The organism is Wansuia hejianensis (assembly GCF_014337215.1).
Classification (GTDB): Bacteria; Bacillota; Clostridia; order Lachnospirales; family Lachnospiraceae; genus Scatomonas; species Scatomonas hejianensis.
In genome coordinates this window covers 1,842,230-1,860,703 of the sequence record NZ_CP060635.1, presented here as the reverse complement: position 1 = coordinate 1,860,703, position 18,474 = coordinate 1,842,230, and the positions used below count along the sequence as shown (strand labels likewise).

Below are 18,474 nucleotides of genomic sequence, written 5' to 3'. Positions count from 1 at the left end.
CTTATAGATTCTTATATTATGCGATAGAGTTTACAGCTTTGCTTAAGCGGGAAACTTTTCTGGACGCATTATTTTTATGGTAAACGCCTTTGGTAGCAGCCTTGTCGATGGTGGAAATTGCATCAACCAGAGCAATGCTTGCAGCTTCCTTGTCGCTTGCGGCAACGGCAGCTTCTACCTTCTTGATGGATGTTTTCACGGCTGATTTGATGGATTTATTTCTCTCAGCTTTTGTTCTGTTTACCAGGATTCTCTTCTTAGCAGATTTAATGTTAGCCAAACTGTACACCTCCAATATTTTGAATTTAATGTATCTGATCATTGAGGCAGACACGGAAACCCCCAATGAAACATGCTTATTCATTCTATTCTATTTAGAAGTATTTGTCAATACATATTTCGCGAAAAAAGTGTAAAACCTATGGAGGAATCAAGAATTCCGCTGCTTAGGAATAAATATGCGGCAGCAAGAGGTTGAAGGAGAAGTGTATGGTGGGAAAGTACAAAGTCCGGACTGATCTGGCAATGGAAAATGGAGAGAAATATGAGAAAGACAATGTGGAAATCTCCGGTGTGGTCATTCACAAGAGCTATAATCAGGAGAAGGATATCCGCACGACAGTTGTCAAAATCGAAAGCGAGCACGGAGCCAAAATGATGGAGAAGCCCATAGGCACCTATATCACTCTGGAAGCTCCTAATATGGCGGTGCCGGACGAGGGGTATCACCGTGAGGTTTCGGTGGAACTGGCGGGGCATCTGAAGAAGCTGCTTCCTCCCAACTTAGACTCTGTGCTGGTGGTGGGTCTGGGGAACCGGAATATCACACCTGACGCCCTGGGTCCCATGGCCATAGAGCATGTGCGGATCACCCGCCATATCATCCGGGAATATGGGGAGCAGGCTCTTGGCGAGGATCAGGTGCCGATGATCAGCGCCCTGGTGCCGGGAGTTATGGCTCAGACGGGCATGGATACGATGGAGATCCTCCAGGGAGTGATCGCCCAGACCAGCCCGGACGTTATTCTGATCATTGACGCGCTGGCCGCCCGCAGCACCAAGCGGCTGAGCTGTACGATCCAGCTGACTGATACGGGCATCAACCCGGGTTCCGGGGTTGGCAATTACCGGTGTGGGTTAAATGAAGAAAGCCTGCATATACCGGTGATCGGCATAGGAATCCCGACGGTGATAGACGCCGGAACTATTGTTCACGATGCTGTATCCAATCTGCTAGAGACGTTGGAGGAATCAGAAATTGATGAATTCCTGTCAGAGCTGATCAGTCCGTCTCTCAACGGGATGTGCGTGACTCCCAAGGATATCGATGAGACGGTGGAACGGCTGAGCTTCACGATCTCTGAGGGAATTAACATGGCGCTCAAAAGAGCCTGACGGTCTGCTGCCTGCAGCCCTGCCTTTCCCGGCAGGGCTGTGAATGGTACATAATTGGAGGGTTTGTCTCATATATAATATCATAGCGTTTGCGCAGGGCACTTGTTCATCCGTAGAAACCGGAAATACCGGTATGCGGCAGAAGAAGAAGGGGCTGATGGTATGAGGGATAAGCAGAAGAAGATCCGGCTGCTGCTCTATTTGTGGCTGGGTTTTATGGGCGTGTATCTGGTAGGCAAGGGGATTATGATTTTGAAGGGGAACGGATGGGAGAAGGGACGAATGATAGCGGCGACGGCCTATGCTCAGGTGGGCAATCAGGCAGCCGCTTTGTTTTTGCCCTCCGTAGGTTATGAGGAAGGCAGTGAGGGCTGGATACGCGGCCTGATGGCTTCGCTGCAGGAACAGGTTCCGTTTCTCACGTTTTTGAGCAGCACGGAGGAGGAAGAAATCATTCTGGAGGACGAATCCACCAGCCAGGCGATTATAGAGGAGAATGAACGGATGATCCGTCAGAGGCTGACGGAGGAAAATCAGAGAAAAGCGGCAGAAGAAGAGAATCAAAAAGAAAAAGAGGCGGAAGAAGCGAAAGCCGCCCAGGCAGAAGCGGAACAGAAGAAAAAGGAAGAAGAAGCCGCCGCTGCCGCCCAGGCTGCCAGGGACCAGATCCAGCCGGTGGCGGAAATCCCGCTGGAAAGCCTGAAAGACTATAATTATCTGCTGAATGAATTTTTTGTGGTGGACCCGAATACTTCTACTGATTCCTCCCAGATTAATGTGGATGATCTGATTAGCAGGGATATGACGATCAAGACGGATTCCAGCCAGCCCCAGATTTTGATTTACCACACCCATTCCCAGGAAGCTTATGCGGATTCTACGGAAGGAGATGTGAATACTACGGTAATCGGTGTGGGCGAGCACCTCGCGCAGATTCTGCGTGATGAATACGGGTACCAGGTGCTGCACAATACGGATACCTTCGATATGGTGGATGGAGTCTGGGACAGGAGTAAGGCTTATAATTATGCGGAGCCTGTGATCGAGCAGATACTGGCGGATCATCCGTCGATAGAAGTGGTGATCGATCTGCACCGGGACGGCGTGGATGAATCCAAGCACCTGGTGACAGAGATAAACGGTGTGCCTACGGCGAGGGTGATGTTTTTCAACGGGTTGTCCAAGACGACGATGAACGGCAATCTGGATTCTCTTCCAAATCCATATATTCAGGATAATCTGGCGTTTTCTTTCCAGCTGGAGTATCTGGCGAAGCAGTATTATCCGCAATTTACGCGGTGCATTTATCTGAAGGGATACCGCTATAACCTTCATGTGCGGCCCAAATCACTGCTTCTGGAGGTGGGCGCCCAGACTAATACTGTGGAAGAGGCCATGAACGCCATGGCGCCCTTTGCGTTCATCCTGAACAAAGTCTTGCAGGGCAATTAAAACTTATGTATAATAAAGACCAACGACAGAAATTGGAGGAAACTGCTTTGGCAGGGATTGATCAGAGTAAAATACGGAATTTTTGTATCATTGCACATATTGACCATGGCAAATCCACGCTGGCGGACCGGATCATAGAGATGACCGGCCTGCTGACCCAGCGGGAGATGCAGGATCAGGTCCTTGACAACATGGATCTGGAACGGGAACGGGGAATCACCATCAAGGCCCAGGCTGTCCGGACCGTCTATAAGGCGAAGGACGGGGAGGAGTATATTCTTAATATGATCGATACCCCGGGACATGTGGACTTTAACTATGAGGTTTCCAGGAGCCTGGCTGCCTGTGACGGGGCGCTGCTGGTAGTGGACGCGGCTCAGGGCATAGAGGCCCAGACGCTCGCTAATGTCTATCTGGCCCTGGATCACGATCTGGATGTATTTCCGGTAATTAATAAAATAGACCTGCCCAGCGCTGAGCCGGAGCGGGTGATCAGTGAGATCGAGGATGTTATAGGAATTGAAGCCCAGGGGGCGCCGCAGATTTCTGCGAAGACAGGCCAGAATGTGGAAGCTGTGCTGGAGGAGATCGTCCAGAAGGTGCCTGCACCCTCCGGGGATTCCGGGGCACCCCTGAAGGCGCTGATCTTTGACTCTGTCTATGATTCTTATAAAGGAGTGATTATCTCCGCCCGCATTATGGAAGGTACGGTGAAGCGGGGCACGAAGATCCGCATGATGGCCACAGGAGCCGTAGAAGAGGTTGTAGAGGTGGGATATTTCGGCGCAGGCCAGATGATTCCCTGCGAGGAGCTGGCCGCAGGCATGGTCGGCTATATCACCGCCAGCATCAAGAATGTGGGCGACACGCGGGTGGGCGATACGATTACTGACGATGGGAGGCCCTGTGATGAGCCGCTTCCCGGTTACAAAAAGGTGAATCCGATGGTTTACTGTGGGATGTATCCGGCCGACGGCGCGAAATATGGAGATCTGCGTGACGCGCTGGAGAAGCTGCAGCTGAACGACGCCTCCCTGTTCTATGAACCGGAGACCTCCGTGGCCCTGGGTTTTGGCTACCGGTGTGGTTTCCTGGGGCTTCTGCACCTGGAAATCATTCAGGAGCGGCTGGAGAGGGAATATAACCTGGATCTGGTTACCACCGCGCCCAGCGTTATATATAAGGTGTACAAGACGGACGGAAGCTGCATCGAGCTGACGAACCCGTCCAATCTGCCTGACCCGTCGGAGATTGAATATATGGAAGAACCGCTTGTGAAAGCGGAGATCATGGTAACGACAGAGTTTGTCGGCCCGATCATGCAGCTCTGTGAGGAGCGCAGGGGCCAGTACCAGGGTATGGAGTATATGGAACAGACCAGGGCGGTGCTGCACTACCACCTGCCGCTGAATGAGATCATCTATGATTTCTTCGACGCGCTGAAATCCCGTTCCAGGGGGTATGCGTCCTTTGATTATGAGATGTTGGGCTACGAGCGCAGCGACCTGGTGAAGCTGGACATCCTGGTCAACCGGGAAGAGGTGGACGCGCTTTCTTTCATCGTCTTTGAAGGCTCTGCATATGAGCGGGGCAGGAAGATGTGTGAAAAGCTCAAGGAGGAGATTCCGCGGCAGCTGTTCGAGATACCGATTCAGGCGGCCATCGGTTCTAAAATCATCGCGCGGGAAACTGTGAAGGCGATGAGGAAGGACGTGCTGGCGAAGTGTTACGGCGGAGATATTTCGAGGAAGAAGAAGCTGCTTGAGAAGCAGAAGGAAGGCAAGAAACGGATGCGCCAGGTGGGAAATGTGGAGATCCCGCAGAAGGCATTCATGAGCGTGCTGAAATTAGATGACAAATAAATTCCAGGGTGTGGGAGAGGCAGATGTCCGGATGAAGGAGATGGAGCTGTATGTGCATATTCCATTTTGTGTGAGGAAATGTGAATACTGTGATTTTTTGTCTTTTGCGGCCGGCCGGGAGATTCAGGCGAGATATCTGAAGGCGCTGGAGGCGGAAATTGCGGGCGGGTCAGACGCGCTCAGGGATTATGAGGTCAGTACGGTGTTTATTGGCGGAGGGACGCCGTCGCTGCTGGAGGCTGATGGGATTGAACGTATTTTAGAGGGGCTGAGGCGGAATTTCGTGATCCGGGAAGGGGCGGAGATTTCGTTGGAGGCTAACCCGGGGACAGTGTCAGGAGAAAAGCTGAAGAGATATAGGGAGTCGGGAGTCAACCGAATCAGTTTCGGGTGTCAGAGTACGGTGAATGAGGAATTGGCGAAGCTGGGGCGCATTCATACCTTTGAGGAGTTTGTGGTAAGCTGGGAGCTGGCGAGGGAGGCTGGTTTCGAGAATATCAACGTGGATCTGATGTCGGGGCTTCCGGGTCAGGATGCGGGCTCCTGGGAAATGTCTCTTCGGGTGATCGCAGGCCTGGGGCCGGAGCATATCTCGGCCTACAGCCTGATCCTGGAGGAAGGGACACCTTTTTATGAGAAGAAGGATCAGCTGGGCCTTCCCGATGAGGATAGTGAACGGCTGATGTATGAAAGCACTCATGCGATTCTGGCGGAATATGGATACCGGCAGTATGAGATTTCTAATTATGCAAAGGCCGGATATGAATGCCGCCATAATCTTGGATACTGGACCGGGACGGAGTATTGGGGACTTGGGCTTGGGGCCTCGTCCCTGTTGGGAAACATCAGGTTCAGGAATACAGGCGATATGGAATACTATCTGGAGAGCAGCGGCCGGCCGGATCTGATTCAGGAAGAGACAGAACGGCTGGATGAAACGGACCGGCAGGCGGAATTTATGATCCTGGGCCTGCGTCTGACAGAGGGGGTTTCAGAGAGAGAATTTGAAGAAAGATTCGGAATCCCGCTCAGGCAGGTGTATGGCGGTCAGGTTGAGAAATACCGGCAGGCAGGGCTGTTAAAGCAGGAAAAGGGCAGGATCGCCCTTACCAGGCGTGGGATATCGCTGAGTAATATGGTGATGGCAGAGTTTCTGCCTTGAATTGGTTTAAGGATCGAACAGGGAGCCGGAGTGTGCCGGTTCCTTTTTTAGTGCAGATTTTTGTGCATCAGTATTGGAAAAATATGGTATAATTATGCGGTAGCAATGTCGAAATATGGAGAATATTCTCGATTGGGCCCAGAAAATGGGCAAGGCAGAGGGATGAGAACAGCATGGCAAAGGAGTATTTAGGAATAAACGTCTATGAGGCGCTGCAGGAGCGCTTCGATTATCTGTTTCAAGAATTCGAAAATATTTTTGTATCTTTTAGCGGAGGGAAAGACAGCGGTCTGCTGCTGAATCTGCTGCTGGATTTCAGGCAGGCCAACTATCCCCACAGATGTATCGGGGTATTTCACCAGGATTTTGAAGCCCAGTATTCCGTGACGACGGACTATGTTACGCGCACCTTTGAACGTATTCGGAATGAGGTTGATCCCTATTGGGTATGTCTGCCTATGGCGACCAGGACGGCGCTCAGCAGCTATGAGATGTACTGGTATCCGTGGGATGATACTAGAAAAGACAGCTGGGTACGGCCGATGCCGGAATTCCCTTATGTGATCAATCTGTCCCACCCGTTTAATCATTACCGTTATCGAATGCACCAGGAAGACCTGGCTAAACAGTTCGGGCGTTTTTATAAGGAACAGCATGGCAATGCGAAAACAGTATGCCTGCTGGGCCTCCGGGCGGAGGAATCGCTGCAGAGGTACAATGGATTTTTAAACCGTAAATACGGGTATAAAGGGAATTGCTGGATTTCCAAGCAGTTTAAGGATGTATGGTGCGCTTCGCCGATGTATGACTGGACGGTAAACGATGTGTGGGCGGCTAATTATAAATTTGGTTATGAATACAACAAGCTGTATGACCTATATTACAAAGCCGGCCTTAAGCCGGATCAGATGAGGGTGGCTTCCCCGTTCAATGATTATGCGAAGGACAGCCTGAACCTGTACCGGGTCATAGATCCGGAAATCTGGCGTAAGCTGGTAGGGAGGGTTCGCGGCGTGAATTTCGGCGCTATTTACGGCAAGACAAAAGCAATGGGATATAAGAATGTCACACTTCCGGAGGGACACACCTGGCAATCCTTCACACGGTTTTTGCTGGATACTCTGCCGAAACGCCTGCGCAACAGCTATGCCAAGAAGTTTAACACGTCTATCCGCTTCTGGCATGAGACAGGCGGAGGGTTATCTGAAAAAACCATTCAGGAGCTGATAGACCATGGATATAAGATTCGCAGAAACGGAGTGTCGAACTACACGCTGGATAAAAAATTCCGCGTCATATTTTTAGATAAGATTCCAGATCATACAGATGATATTAAAAGCACGAAGGATGTGCCGAGCTGGAAAAGGATGTGTTTCTGCATTTTGAAAAATGACCACATCTGCCGTTACATGGGATTTGGCATGAGCAGGCAGGAGCAGAAACGGATAGACCTGATCAAACAAAAATACGGAGGGATGATGCATGAGTGATAAACAGTTTAAAAGCCCTGTATATAATGTTATAGCGGTTCCAATTGAGAAGGTTGTGCCGAATACCTATAATCCCAACAGCGTGGCTCCTCCGGAAATGAAGCTTTTGTATGACAGTATCAAAGAGGATGGTTATACCATGCCGATTGTCTGCTACTATGTGAAATCCCAGGATACCTATGTGATTGTGGACGGATTTCACCGATACCGCGTGATGAAAGAATATCCCGATATTTATGAGCGTGAGAACGGGATGCTCCCGGTTTCAGTGATAGATAAATCCCTTGCTAACCGGATGGCCAGTACCATCCGGCATAACCGGGCAAGAGGTTCCCACGATGTGGATCTGATGAGCAATATCATTAAAGAGCTGCATGAAATCGGCCGTTCGGATGCCTGGATTTCCAAACATCTCGGCATGGATAAAGATGAGATTTTACGCCTGAAACAAATCACCGGACTTGCAGCATTATTCCGTGATGTTAAATTCGGCCAGGCCTGGCAGCCTTCATCTGCCGGCAGAAGAAATTGGGAAGACGATGATGGATGGGAAGACGATATGGAAGGGTAGAAAACAGCAGTACAATTCATATGTAATCTGTGGTATAATCATACTTCAGCGGCTGCAGAGGAGGTCGGCACTTGCAGAAGCGTGGTAGCAGATGATTCCCGGTAGGGCGCGCAATTCTTTGGAGAAGCGGCTGTACGGGCAGATATTTACGGGGTTGAGGGATAATGGGTGAAGAAAGATGTGATAAAAAAGCTGTCGTAAGGATCGCAGGAGGTTTTATCGCCTGGATTATCGGCTCCGGATTCGCGACGGGGCAGGAAGTTCTGCAGTTTTTTTCCAGTTATGGATATTTAAGCTATGCGGTTGCCGCAATCAATTTTGTGGGCTTTTTATTAATGGGATATTTTCTGATGCGGACAGGATTTGAGCATAAGCTCGATAAGGATTTTAACCATTTCCACTATTTTTGCGGCAAAAAGCTCGGCACTTTTTATATCTGGCTGATTATGGCAACACTGCTTCTGCTTATGCCGGTCCTGATATCCGGCGCGGGGGCGACGCTCAACGAATACTATGGAATTAATAAATATATAGCTTCTGCATGTATGACGGGGCTGGTGCTGGCCGCCTACCTGATCGGTTTTGAGAAGCTTGTAAAAATTGTATCATCCATCGGCCCGGTGATCATCGCGTTTTCTTTTATTGTGGGTTTCATCACAATTCTGACGGATTCCGGCCGTTTTATAGACATACCCGAATATGCCCGGGGCCTGTCTGCGTACCGGACGGCGCCGAGCTGGATTCTGAGCGGAGTCTTATACCTGGGCCTGAACTTTTTCCCGGGGAGCAAATATTACACCCAGCTGGGAATGTCTGCTTCGTCCGGTAAAGAGTTAAAAAGAGGGGTTATATCAGGAGCTGTTGCTTTGATACTGTCTATCACAATTATGAGTACGGCGATACTGCTGAATGGGAACGCGACCGCAGGTCTTGATATTCCGGTTCTATACCTGGCGAGAAAGATATCTTACGGCCTGGGGGCAGTCTTTTCCATAACCCTGATCCTCGGAATATTTTCCTCCTGTTCTGCCATGATGTGGTCAGTCTGCAGCCAGTTTAAAGCGGGTGGAAAAAATGGAAATGTTATCTTTGCCATAGGTATAGCAGCCTTAAGCTATGTTCTCAGCCTGTTTTCATTTGGAAGGCTGGTCGGAGTGTTCTATCCGCTCGTGGGATATATCGGGCTGATATTTATTGTGCGTGTAATCTATAAAGGATTTAAACGAAAGTAGATATGGGTTTGTGGCGGGGGGTGGGTGTGGATACCCGGACGAAAAGCAGCGGGAGACCTCCGGCGGCTGCGGCCTGTTGGGCAGACTGGGCTTCGGGTTGAAGTAGTTCTAAGCTTTCCGACGGCTTCTCTCCGGAGGGACCGGGGTAAGTCGCCCAGAAAACTGATGTTTTCTGAGCTCCGTACCCCTCGAAAATTGTGCTGGTGGCACAATTTTCGCCCTCCTGCGAGAAGCCGCCGGAAAGCAAGAACTACTAACAACCCTGCAGAGGTCTGCCCAACAGGCCGCAGCCGCCGGAGGTCTCCCGCTGCTTTTCTGGCTGTTCCAGACGGTACATTGGCCCTCGCCAGAGGTGGGAACCCCGATGGCTTCAGACGGTTGATTTTGTATTCAATAAAGAGATGCTGGCGCCAGCAGGCTGCAATCAGCCAAGAATTACTGTCTGTAATCATATTGATGACACTTTCGGTGAACCTGGGTGATCTAAAACGCCTCTCTCATCACCGACCGTTTGGAAGCAGAACATTAATTGCCCTCTGGTTATTGATGAATCTCCGGTTTTTTGGACAGAACAAATGTTTGCATAACGAATAGAAGTATGATATGATACAGAAGTGAAATGATATAGATAAGTTTGATTGATTAAGAGGAGATAACATGATACAGAAGCAGGGCAATCAATTTATTAAAATACGGGGGGCGGCGGAGAATAATCTGAAGGATTTGAATGTGGACATCCCCAGGAATGAATTTGTGGTGCTTACAGGCCTGTCGGGTTCGGGGAAGAGCTCGCTGGCTTTTGATACAATTTACGCGGAGGGGCAGAGACGTTATATGGAGAGCCTCTCCTCCTACGCCCGGCAGTTCCTGGGGCAGATGGAGAAGCCTAACGTGGAAAGTATAGAAGGGCTGCCGCCTGCCATTTCCATTGACCAGAAGTCGACGAACCGGAACCCGAGATCTACAGTTGGGACCGTGACGGAGATCTATGATTATTTCCGGCTGCTCTATGCGCGTGTCGGCATTCCGCACTGCCCCAAATGTGGCCGTGAAATCAGCAGGCAGACTGTGGATCAGATGGTGGATAAGATCCTCTCACTGCCTGAGCGGACCAAGATCCAGCTGTTGGCGCCGGTGGTGCGCGGCCGCAAGGGGCGTCATGAAAAGGTTCTGGAGCAGGCGAAGCGGAGCGGCTTTGTCCGTGTGATGGTGGATGGCAGCCTGTATGAGCTGACGGAAGAGATCAAGCTGGATAAGAACCTGAAGCATAATATTGAGATTGTGGTAGACCGGCTGGTAGTAAAAGAAGGTATTGAGAAGCGGTTGACGGATTCTATCGAAACAGTCTTGGGCCTTTCAGAGGGGCTTCTGATTGTGGATATCATGGACGGCAGCACACAGAGCTTCAGCCAGAGCTTTTCCTGTCCGGACTGCGGAATCAGCATGGATGAGATAGAGCCCCGGAGCTTTTCCTTCAATAATCCCTTTGGAGCCTGTCCGGAGTGCTATGGACTTGGCTATAAGATGGAGTTTTCGGAGGAGCTGATGATTCCGGACCCGAGCCTTTCCATTTCGCAGGGAGCCATTGCCGTGATGGGCTGGCAGTCCTGTACGGATAAAGGCAGCTTTACCCGGGCGATTCTGGATGCCCTGGCGGATGCCTACCAGTTTTCACTGGATACGCCGTTCTGCGATTACCCGAAGGAAATACATGACGTTATTATCTACGGAACCAACGGAAAGAGTGTAAAGGTACATTACAAAGGCCAGCGGGGAGAAGGCGTTTATGATGTGGCCTTTGAAGGCCTGATTAAAAATGTGGAGCGCCGTTACCGTGAGACTGGTTCAGAGAGCAGCAAGCAGGAATATGAGACATTCATGCGCATCACACCCTGTCCGGCCTGCCATGGGCAGAGGCTGAAGGCGACCTCTCTCGCCGTGACGGTGAGTGATAAAAATATCTATGAAGTGACGAACCTGTCTATCGAAAAGCTGACGGAATTTCTGAGGGGAATGGTGCTGACAGACCAGCAGAAGCTGATCGGTAAGCAGATTCTGAAGGAAATCAAGGCCCGGGTGGGCTTTCTGATGGATGTGGGCCTGGATTATCTGACACTGGCCAGGGCAACCGGCACCCTTTCGGGCGGAGAAGCCCAGCGGATACGTCTGGCTACCCAGATTGGTTCCGGGCTGGTGGGAGTTGCTTATATCCTGGATGAGCCTAGTATCGGCCTGCACCAGAGGGACAATGACAAGCTGCTGGCGACATTGAGGCATCTGCGGGATCTGGGCAATTCCCTGATCGTGGTGGAACACGACGAGGATACGATGCGTGCGGCAGACTGCGTCGTGGATATCGGGCCGGGAGCAGGGGAGCACGGAGGCGAGCTGGTAGGCATTGGCACGGCTGAAGATCTGATGAACAATGAGAGATCCATTACAGGAGCCTATCTGAGCGGAAAAATCAAAATTCCGGTGCCCGAGACCCGCAGGAAGCCCACCGGCTGGCTGAAGGTGCTGGGGGCGCGGGAAAATAATCTGAAGAATATCGACGTGGCCTTTCCGCTGGGAGTGATGACCTGCGTCACGGGTGTCTCCGGCTCCGGAAAAAGCTCCCTGGTCAATGAGATCCTCTATAAGAGGCTGGCCAGAGATCTGAACCGGGCGCGTCTGATACCCGGCAGGCACAAGGGGCTGGAAGGCGAGGAACAGCTGGATAAGGTGATTGATATCGACCAGTCTCCCATCGGCCGGACGCCCCGCTCCAATCCCGCTACCTATACGGGCGTATTTGACATGATCCGGGATCTGTTTGCCGCCACGGCGGACGCCAAAGCAAGAGGCTACAAGAAGGGGAGGTTCAGCTTCAACGTGAAAGGCGGACGCTGCGAGGCCTGCAGCGGTGATGGAATTATTAAAATAGAAATGCATTTTCTTCCAGATGTATACGTGCCCTGTGAAGTCTGTCAGGGAAAACGGTATAACCGGGAGACTTTAGAGGTAAAATACAAGGGGAAAAGCATTTATGACGTACTGGACATGACGGTGGAGGAAGCTCTTAGCTTTTTTGAACACGTTCCCTCCATCCGCAGAAAAATAGAGACACTGAACGATGTGGGACTTTCGTATATCCGGCTGGGACAGCCCTCTACCACTCTGTCGGGCGGCGAGGCACAGAGGATCAAGCTGGCTACGGAACTTTCTAAGCGCGGCACGGGAAAGACGATCTATATTCTGGATGAGCCTACGACGGGACTTCACTTTGCGGATGTCCACAAGCTGGTGGATATTCTGAAGCGGCTGTCGGAGGGCGGCAACACAGTGATTGTGATTGAACATAATCTGGATGTCATTAAAACTGCCGATTATATCATCGACATCGGACCGGAAGGCGGCGACCGGGGAGGCACAGTAATCGCAAAAGGGACTCCGGAGGAAATCGCGTCGAATCCCGTATCTTACACCGGGCAGTATGTCAAAAAATATCTGTAAAAAGTGCTTTCCTTTGCCCTTGTATTTGAGTATAATCATTTTGTGAAGGGTAACTGTTGTTGGATAGACGGAAAGGGGATTATTATGGCAGCTGCGACAGATATTGGAATCGACCTGGGGACAGCCAGTATCCTGGTATATGCGAAAGGAAAAGGAATTGTACTGAAAGAGCCATCGGTGGTGGCTTATGATAAGGATTCAGATAAAGTAAAGGCCATAGGCGAAGAAGCACGTCAGATGATCGGCCGGACTCCCGGCAATATCATGGCAATCAGGCCTCTGCGCCAGGGCGTGATCTCTGACTATGTGATCACAGAGAAGATGCTTCGGTATTTCATTCAGAAATCCATGGGACGAAGAGGCTTCCGAAAGCCCAGAATTGTCATCTGTGTGCCCAGCGGTGTGACGGATGTGGAACGCAGAGCTGTGGAAGAGGCCACCTATCAGGCGGGAGCCAGGGAGGTGACAATTGTGGAGGAACCCATAGCCGCGGCAATCGGGGCCGGCATAGATATCACGAAGCCCTGCGGCAACATGATTGTCGATATCGGCGGGGGGACCACGGATATCGCGGTGATTTCCCTGGGAGGAATTGTTGTGTCCTCCTCGATCCGTATTGCCGGTGATAATTTCAACGAGGCGATTATCCGCTATGTGAGGAAAAACCATGGGCTGTTCATCGGTGAGCAGACAGCAGAAGCGGTGAAGATCAAGATCGGAACAGCTTACCAGCAGCCGGAGCTGATGACCATGGATATTAAGGGTAGGAATGTTGTGACCGGACTGCCGAAGACAGTGACGCTTACCTCGGAGGAGATCAGGGAAGCCCTGGTGGATACGGTCAGCCAGATTGTGGAGGCTGTTCACAGTGTTCTTGAGAAAACCCCGCCGGAACTGGCGGCCGACGTATCAGAACGGGGAATCGTGCTGACCGGCGGCGGCGCTCTGCTGGACGGGCTGGAGGAAGTGATCAGTGAACGTACGGGAATCAACACCATGACGGCTGAGAACCCGGCCTCCGTAGTGGCGCTGGGAACCGGAGAATATGTGGAGATAATGGCGGATTTCGAACGCAGATAGCAGATACTATGAGAGAAAAAATAGAAGGATATGTAGAACATATCGTTTACAGGAATGAGGAAAATGGATATACGGTATTGAATTTGAGCGCGGGTAAGGATGAAATTACCTGCGTGGGAAGCTTTCAGTCGGTACACGAGGGAGAATATCTGGAGGCAGAGGGACAGTATAGCACCCATGCCACATACGGCCAACAGTTTAAGGCCGAACAATACTGGATTAAGATCCCTCAGAACGGGCTGGCGCTGGAACGGTACCTGGGCAGCGGAGCGGTCAAAGGGATCGGGGCGGCGCTGGCTGCCAGAATCGTCCGCCGGTTTGGTGACGATACCTTGAGAATTATGGAAGAGGAGCCGGAGCGCCTTGCGGAGATCAAGGGAATCAGTGACAGGAAGGCCAGAGAAATCGGAGAGCAGATGATTGAGAAATCTCAGATGCAGAACGCCATGATTTTTCTGTCCCAGTATGGCATTTCCCTGACTCTGGGCATTAAGATCTACAATCAGTATCAGGACACCCTGTACCGCATTCTGAGGGAAAATCCCTATAAGCTAGCGGAGGACATTCAGGGAGTCGGCTTTAAAATCGCAGATGAAATCGCAGGCCGCGTGGGGATTCGGACTGATTCGGAATACCGGATCCGCAGCGGCCTCTATTATACACTGAGCCAGGCCAGTGCCCAGGGGCACATGTATCTTCCGAAGGAAGAACTGCTGTACAGAACCAGCGAGCTTCTGGGAGTTGAAAGGGAAGTGCTCGGCAAGTATCTGATGGATATGGCCATTGACCGGAAGATCATTATGAAAGAGGAAAATGTCTATACCAGCCAGTCTTATTTTCTGGAATTAAACACCGCGCGAATGCTTCAGGAACTGAATATAGTGTGTGAGAATGCAGAGGAAGGCATTGAGAAACGAATTGCCATGATCGAGGCTAAGGATGGGATCACCCTGGATATCATGCAGAGAAAAGCCGTTGCGGCAGCTGTCCGGAACGGATTAATGATATTAACGGGAGGTCCGGGAACAGGTAAGACTACCACGATCAATACGATGATCCGTTATTTTGAGTCGGAGGACATGGATATTTTCCTCGCTGCGCCCACAGGCCGGGCTGCCAAGAGAATGACGGAAGCCACTGGATATGAGGCTTCTACGATCCACAGGCTGCTGGAGCTGTCGGGAGTTGTGGAAGAATCATCGGCGAATGTGCGTTTTGAACGGAATGAAGACAATCCTCTGGAGGCCGATGTGATAATCATTGATGAAATGTCCATGGTAGATATCCATCTGATGCATGCGCTTTTATCCGCCATCGTGCCTGGAACACGTCTGATTCTGGTGGGCGATATGAATCAGCTTCCCAGTGTAGGGCCGGGAAGTGTTCTGCGGGATATGATCCGTGCGAAAGCTTTTCCGGTGGTGGAACTGACCAGGATTTTCCGGCAGGCATCGGAGAGCGATATCGTGGTAAATGCCCACAAGATCCATGCAGGCCAGACGGTCAGCCTGGACAACCACAGCAGAGATTTCTTTTTCCTCCAGCGGAATGATGTGAGAGTGATACAGAAAGTGATACTGACTCTGGTGTCCCAGAAGCTGCCAAAATACACGGATGCCAGGCCTCAGGATATCCAGGTTCTCTCTCCCATGCGGAAAGGTCCCCTGGGTGTGGAGAGTCTGAACGAAATCCTTCAGAGATACCTGAACCCGCCGGGACCTGATAAGGCAGAGAGGGAGAATGGAAGGGGAGTCTTCCGGGAAGGCGACAAGGTGATGCAGATCAAGAACAATTATCAGCTGGAGTGGGAGATCCGGGGTAAGCATGGAATCGCGGCACAAAGAGGCATGGGCGTGTTCAACGGAGACCTGGGCGTAATCACCTCCATCAATTCTTTTGGAGAATTGCTGACGGTGGAATATGAGGAAGGCCGCTTTGTAGACTATACCTTTAAACAGCTGGATGAGCTGGAGCTGGCATATGCGACTACCATACATAAGGCCCAGGGAAGTGAATATCCGGCGGTCGTGATCCCTCTCCTCGGCGGCCCGAAGATGCTGATGACCCGCAATCTTTTGTATACGGCAGTTACAAGAGCCAGAAAATGTGTGGTGCTGACTGGCAGCGCGGATACTTTTCAGGCGATGATAGATAATCAGACGGAGGAGAACCGTTATACGACTCTGTCACAGAGAATTGGAGAGTTGGCCCGTGACTGAGACGTATGCCGGTTTGAAAGATGATCAGAGCCGTTGCAGATGAAAGTTTGCGGAATTGTTTTGGAAGAGCTCGGGGAGAAAGGCACTATGTGACCTTTAAGATTAGCAGAGTACTAGATATGCTGTATCCAAGGCGGTGTCCTGTCTGTGATGGGTTTCTGGGCGGCAAAGAGCCTTTGATATGCAGAAAATGTGTCGCCGGCCTTCAGCTTTTAGAGGGGCCGGTGTGCCTGCGCTGCGGGAAACCTTTGGAGCGGAAGGATCAGGAATATTGCCGGGACTGCGGAAAGAAAAGACATAGTTATGAGCGGGGATTTGCCCCATTTTCCTATCGGGGAATGATTCAGGAATCCATGATGCGGTTTAAATATGGCGGCCGCGCGGAATATGCGAAGTTCTATGCCGCCGCAGTCATGGCATACGGGAAGCGGCTGCTGGAATACTGGAGCCCGGATGTCATGATACCGGTTCCCATACACAGGGAACGCCTTTTAAAACGCGGATATAACCAGGCGGAAGAGCTGGCTGTCCGGTTATCTTCAATGTCCGGCATACCCGTGGAGCGCCGTGCCGTTTTGAGGATAAAAAACACCAAAGCCCAGAAGGAGCTGAATGATGTAGAGAGAAAGAAAAATCTGGCACAGGCTTTTTCAATCGTAAAAGGTTACAGCCCGCCCAGACGCATCCTGCTGGTGGACGATATTTACACAACCGGGAGCACTATAGATACGCTGGCTTTACTGCTGAAAAAGAATGGCGCCCAAAGCGTCTATTTCGCCTGCGTCTGCGTCAGCCCCGGAGATACTTAATGATAAATCCCTTTGCATCGTCCCCGAAGTATGGTACAATATACGGGAACACAAAGAGCCAAGCGGCCGAAGGGCATTTGGCGAATGTGCACGATACATGGCGCAGCGAAGCGGAGCCATGTGATACGGGAACACAAAGAGCCAAGCGGCCGAAGGGCATTTACCAAACTATATAAGGAGTTTTCTGATGATCGATGAGAGACGGCTGCGCCTGATGATCAGGCTTGCCCGCTATGAGCAAAAGGATGGAAAAGAAGATTTAAAAATCAGCAAGTATTACCGGAGAGATTATGTTGGCTTTGCGCTTTTGAAGAATCTGTTTCTGGTTACGGTTGCTTATGCGCTGCTTCTGGCAGTCATTGTAGTTTATAATCTGGACTTTTTGGTGGATCATCTGAATGATCTGAATTTACGGCCGCTTCTGGCGGCGGTTATTTTAGGCTATCTGTTTGTGCTGGGTATTTATTCTGTGATCGTTTATACAGTTTCCAGCCTCAGATACGCAAGAGCACAAAAGAGTGTAAAGGCATATTATGGAAAGCTGGATACTTTGGCCGGACTGTATGACGGGAAAAGGAACAGGGCTGCCGGGAAGCCTGCCAGGAGGAGAGCAAAATGACGGTATTCATTGAATTACGGGAAAAAATCAAGGCATTTTATGCCAGGTATGATATATATATTCTTCCGGTTGTGAAATTTGCGCTGGCAATGGTGATTTTCATCGGAATCAATAACATGCTGGGCTACCTCACTATCCTTAATAATCTTTTTGTGGTTGCCGTGCTCGCCCTGATCTGTGCAATTCTTCCCCTGAACGGGACGGTTGTAATAGGGGTGTTCATGATCGTACTGCATTGCTTCGGTGTGGGGCTTGAAGTGGGAGGGTTTGCGCTGCTGATGTACCTGCTGATGCTCCTACTGTACTTCCGGTTTGTGCCTGGAGACGCGCTGGCACTTCTTATGTCTCCGCTCGCTTTTGCATTTAACATTCCGGGAACTGTGCCGCTGGCCCTGGGCCTGCTGAGGGGACCTGTTTCTGCCATATCAGGAGCCTTTGGAGTGGTATCCTGGTACTTTGTGAAGATGGTGGATGGTATTGCAGAGATGAAGAGTATCGGAGATGCCTCACTGCTGGATGTGTTGAAGGAGATGCTGGACCGGCTGGTGAATAATAAGGCAATGCTGCTTTCGGTGATCGCATGTGTGGCAGTTGTGCTGGTTGCTGCAACGATCCGAAAGCTGTGCGCAACTTATGCCTGGGAGATAGCCATTGCGGCAGGCTGTGGCGTTTATGTATTGATTACACTGCTGGGCGGCCTGTTTATGAAGGTGGATACTCAGCTGTTAGTATTAATTGTTGGGATCGCCGGGGCGGCAGTAATCTCTCTGATTCTGGAGTTTTTTGTGTACAGTGTGGACTACGCTGGAAGCCAGTATCTGCAGTTTGAAGATGACGAGTATTATTATTATGTGAAAGCAATTCCCAAGCGGCTGGGATCCCGTTCAGATTATGACCGGTCAGATGGAGATGAAAATGGGGAGCAGCCTGAGGAATTCGAGCGTATATACGGTGTTGGCAGAGAAAAGGAACGCACAGCCCCGCCGGTTCAGGATATAGCGGCTGCACCCGATGTTCCTGAGGATGCGGCTGAGAAGTTCCAGAACGTGGATTTTACATCCAAACTGGAGGAATCTCTGAAAGACCTGTAA

The 18,474-nt window shown here is 50.8% G+C and carries 14 protein-coding genes; 13 read left to right on the top strand and 1 reads right to left on the bottom strand.

Features of this window, described 5'->3' with window-relative positions:
* Nucleotides 1-16: 16 nt before the first annotated feature.
* Nucleotides 17-280: a 30S ribosomal protein S20 gene (gene rpsT / locus H9Q79_RS08480; RefSeq protein WP_249329633.1), complete on the bottom strand. Its 264-nt coding sequence runs from the start codon at nucleotides 278-280 to the stop codon at nucleotides 17-19.
* Nucleotides 281-489: 209 nt separating this feature from the next.
* Between rpsT and gpr the strand changes: the two genes are divergently transcribed.
* The 13 genes from gpr to H9Q79_RS08415 all read left to right on the top strand — a co-directional run bounded on the left by gpr (nucleotide 490) and on the right by H9Q79_RS08415 (nucleotide 18,474).
* Nucleotides 490-1,395, top strand: a complete 906-nt coding sequence (gene gpr / locus H9Q79_RS08475; RefSeq protein WP_118643217.1) for a GPR endopeptidase — start codon at nucleotides 490-492, stop codon at nucleotides 1,393-1,395.
* Between the two features lie 162 nt (nucleotides 1,396-1,557).
* Nucleotides 1,558-2,847 carry a stage II sporulation protein P gene (locus H9Q79_RS08470; protein WP_249329632.1) on the top strand — a complete coding sequence of 430 codons (1,290 nt, stop codon included), beginning with the start codon at nucleotides 1,558-1,560 and terminating at the stop codon, nucleotides 2,845-2,847.
* Nucleotides 2,848-2,894: 47 nt separating this feature from the next.
* The gene (lepA, locus tag H9Q79_RS08465; RefSeq protein ID WP_283245100.1) at nucleotides 2,895-4,709 is read left to right on the top strand and encodes a translation elongation factor 4; all 1,815 of its coding nucleotides are present in this window, start codon (nucleotides 2,895-2,897) and stop codon (nucleotides 4,707-4,709) included.
* Nucleotides 4,699-5,871 carry a radical SAM family heme chaperone HemW gene (hemW, locus tag H9Q79_RS08460; RefSeq protein WP_249329630.1) on the top strand — a complete coding sequence of 391 codons (1,173 nt, stop codon included), beginning with the start codon at nucleotides 4,699-4,701 and terminating at the stop codon, nucleotides 5,869-5,871. The genes lepA and hemW overlap by 11 nt, the downstream gene beginning before the upstream one ends.
* A 173-nt stretch (nucleotides 5,872-6,044) precedes the next feature.
* On the top strand, nucleotides 6,045-7,361 hold the full coding sequence (locus H9Q79_RS08455) for a phosphoadenosine phosphosulfate reductase (protein WP_249329629.1): 1,317 nt from the start codon (nucleotides 6,045-6,047) through the stop codon (nucleotides 7,359-7,361).
* Nucleotides 7,354-7,932, top strand: coding sequence for an IbrB-like domain-containing protein (locus H9Q79_RS08450; RefSeq protein ID WP_249329628.1), 579 nt, complete (start codon nucleotides 7,354-7,356; stop codon nucleotides 7,930-7,932). Before H9Q79_RS08455 ends, H9Q79_RS08450 begins: the two co-directional genes overlap by 8 nt.
* Before the next feature lie 164 nt (nucleotides 7,933-8,096).
* The gene (locus H9Q79_RS08445) at nucleotides 8,097-9,164 is read left to right on the top strand and encodes a YkvI family membrane protein (protein WP_249329627.1); all 1,068 of its coding nucleotides are present in this window, start codon (nucleotides 8,097-8,099) and stop codon (nucleotides 9,162-9,164) included.
* A 657-nt stretch (nucleotides 9,165-9,821) separates the two neighbouring features.
* Nucleotides 9,822-12,656, top strand: coding sequence for an excinuclease ABC subunit UvrA (gene uvrA, locus H9Q79_RS08440; protein ID WP_249329626.1), 2,835 nt, complete (start codon nucleotides 9,822-9,824; stop codon nucleotides 12,654-12,656).
* Between the two features lie 84 nt (nucleotides 12,657-12,740).
* The gene (mreB, locus tag H9Q79_RS08435; RefSeq protein WP_118643225.1) at nucleotides 12,741-13,736 is read left to right on the top strand and encodes a rod shape-determining protein; all 996 of its coding nucleotides are present in this window, start codon (nucleotides 12,741-12,743) and stop codon (nucleotides 13,734-13,736) included.
* 8 nt (nucleotides 13,737-13,744) lie between these two features.
* The gene (recD2, locus tag H9Q79_RS08430) at nucleotides 13,745-15,955 is read left to right on the top strand and encodes an SF1B family DNA helicase RecD2 (RefSeq protein WP_249329625.1); all 2,211 of its coding nucleotides are present in this window, start codon (nucleotides 13,745-13,747) and stop codon (nucleotides 15,953-15,955) included.
* 119 nt (nucleotides 15,956-16,074) lie between these two features.
* Complete coding sequence (locus H9Q79_RS08425) at nucleotides 16,075-16,764, top strand: ComF family protein (protein WP_249329624.1); 690 nt, start codon at nucleotides 16,075-16,077, stop codon at nucleotides 16,762-16,764.
* A 187-nt stretch (nucleotides 16,765-16,951) separates the two neighbouring features.
* Nucleotides 16,952-17,383, top strand: coding sequence for a hypothetical protein (locus H9Q79_RS08420; RefSeq protein WP_118643229.1), 432 nt, complete (start codon nucleotides 16,952-16,954; stop codon nucleotides 17,381-17,383).
* Complete coding sequence (locus H9Q79_RS08415) at nucleotides 17,380-18,474, top strand: hypothetical protein (RefSeq protein WP_118643231.1); 1,095 nt, start codon at nucleotides 17,380-17,382, stop codon at nucleotides 18,472-18,474. The genes H9Q79_RS08420 and H9Q79_RS08415 overlap by 4 nt, the downstream gene beginning before the upstream one ends.

What these genes read in the sequence shown, in the direction of transcription:
- recD2 (WP_249329625.1), top strand. Translation starts at nt 13,745, where the DNA reads ATGAGAGAAAAAATAGAAGGATATGTAGAACATATCGTTTACAGGAAT.
- H9Q79_RS08450 (WP_249329628.1), top strand. Translation starts at nt 7,354, where the DNA reads ATGAGTGATAAACAGTTTAAAAGCCCTGTATATAATGTTATAGCGGTT.
- H9Q79_RS08415 (WP_118643231.1), top strand. Translation starts at nt 17,380, where the DNA reads ATGACGGTATTCATTGAATTACGGGAAAAAATCAAGGCATTTTATGCC.
- gpr (WP_118643217.1), top strand. Translation starts at nt 490, where the DNA reads ATGGTGGGAAAGTACAAAGTCCGGACTGATCTGGCAATGGAAAATGGA.
- H9Q79_RS08470 (WP_249329632.1), top strand. Translation starts at nt 1,558, where the DNA reads ATGAGGGATAAGCAGAAGAAGATCCGGCTGCTGCTCTATTTGTGGCTG.
- uvrA (WP_249329626.1), top strand. Translation starts at nt 9,822, where the DNA reads ATGATACAGAAGCAGGGCAATCAATTTATTAAAATACGGGGGGCGGCG.
- H9Q79_RS08420 (WP_118643229.1), top strand. Translation starts at nt 16,952, where the DNA reads ATGATCGATGAGAGACGGCTGCGCCTGATGATCAGGCTTGCCCGCTAT.
- H9Q79_RS08455 (WP_249329629.1), top strand. Translation starts at nt 6,045, where the DNA reads ATGGCAAAGGAGTATTTAGGAATAAACGTCTATGAGGCGCTGCAGGAG.
- H9Q79_RS08445 (WP_249329627.1), top strand. Translation starts at nt 8,097, where the DNA reads ATGGGTGAAGAAAGATGTGATAAAAAAGCTGTCGTAAGGATCGCAGGA.
- H9Q79_RS08425 (WP_249329624.1), top strand. Translation starts at nt 16,075, where the DNA reads ATGCTGTATCCAAGGCGGTGTCCTGTCTGTGATGGGTTTCTGGGCGGC.
- mreB (WP_118643225.1), top strand. Translation starts at nt 12,741, where the DNA reads ATGGCAGCTGCGACAGATATTGGAATCGACCTGGGGACAGCCAGTATC.
- hemW (WP_249329630.1), top strand. Translation starts at nt 4,699, where the DNA reads ATGACAAATAAATTCCAGGGTGTGGGAGAGGCAGATGTCCGGATGAAG.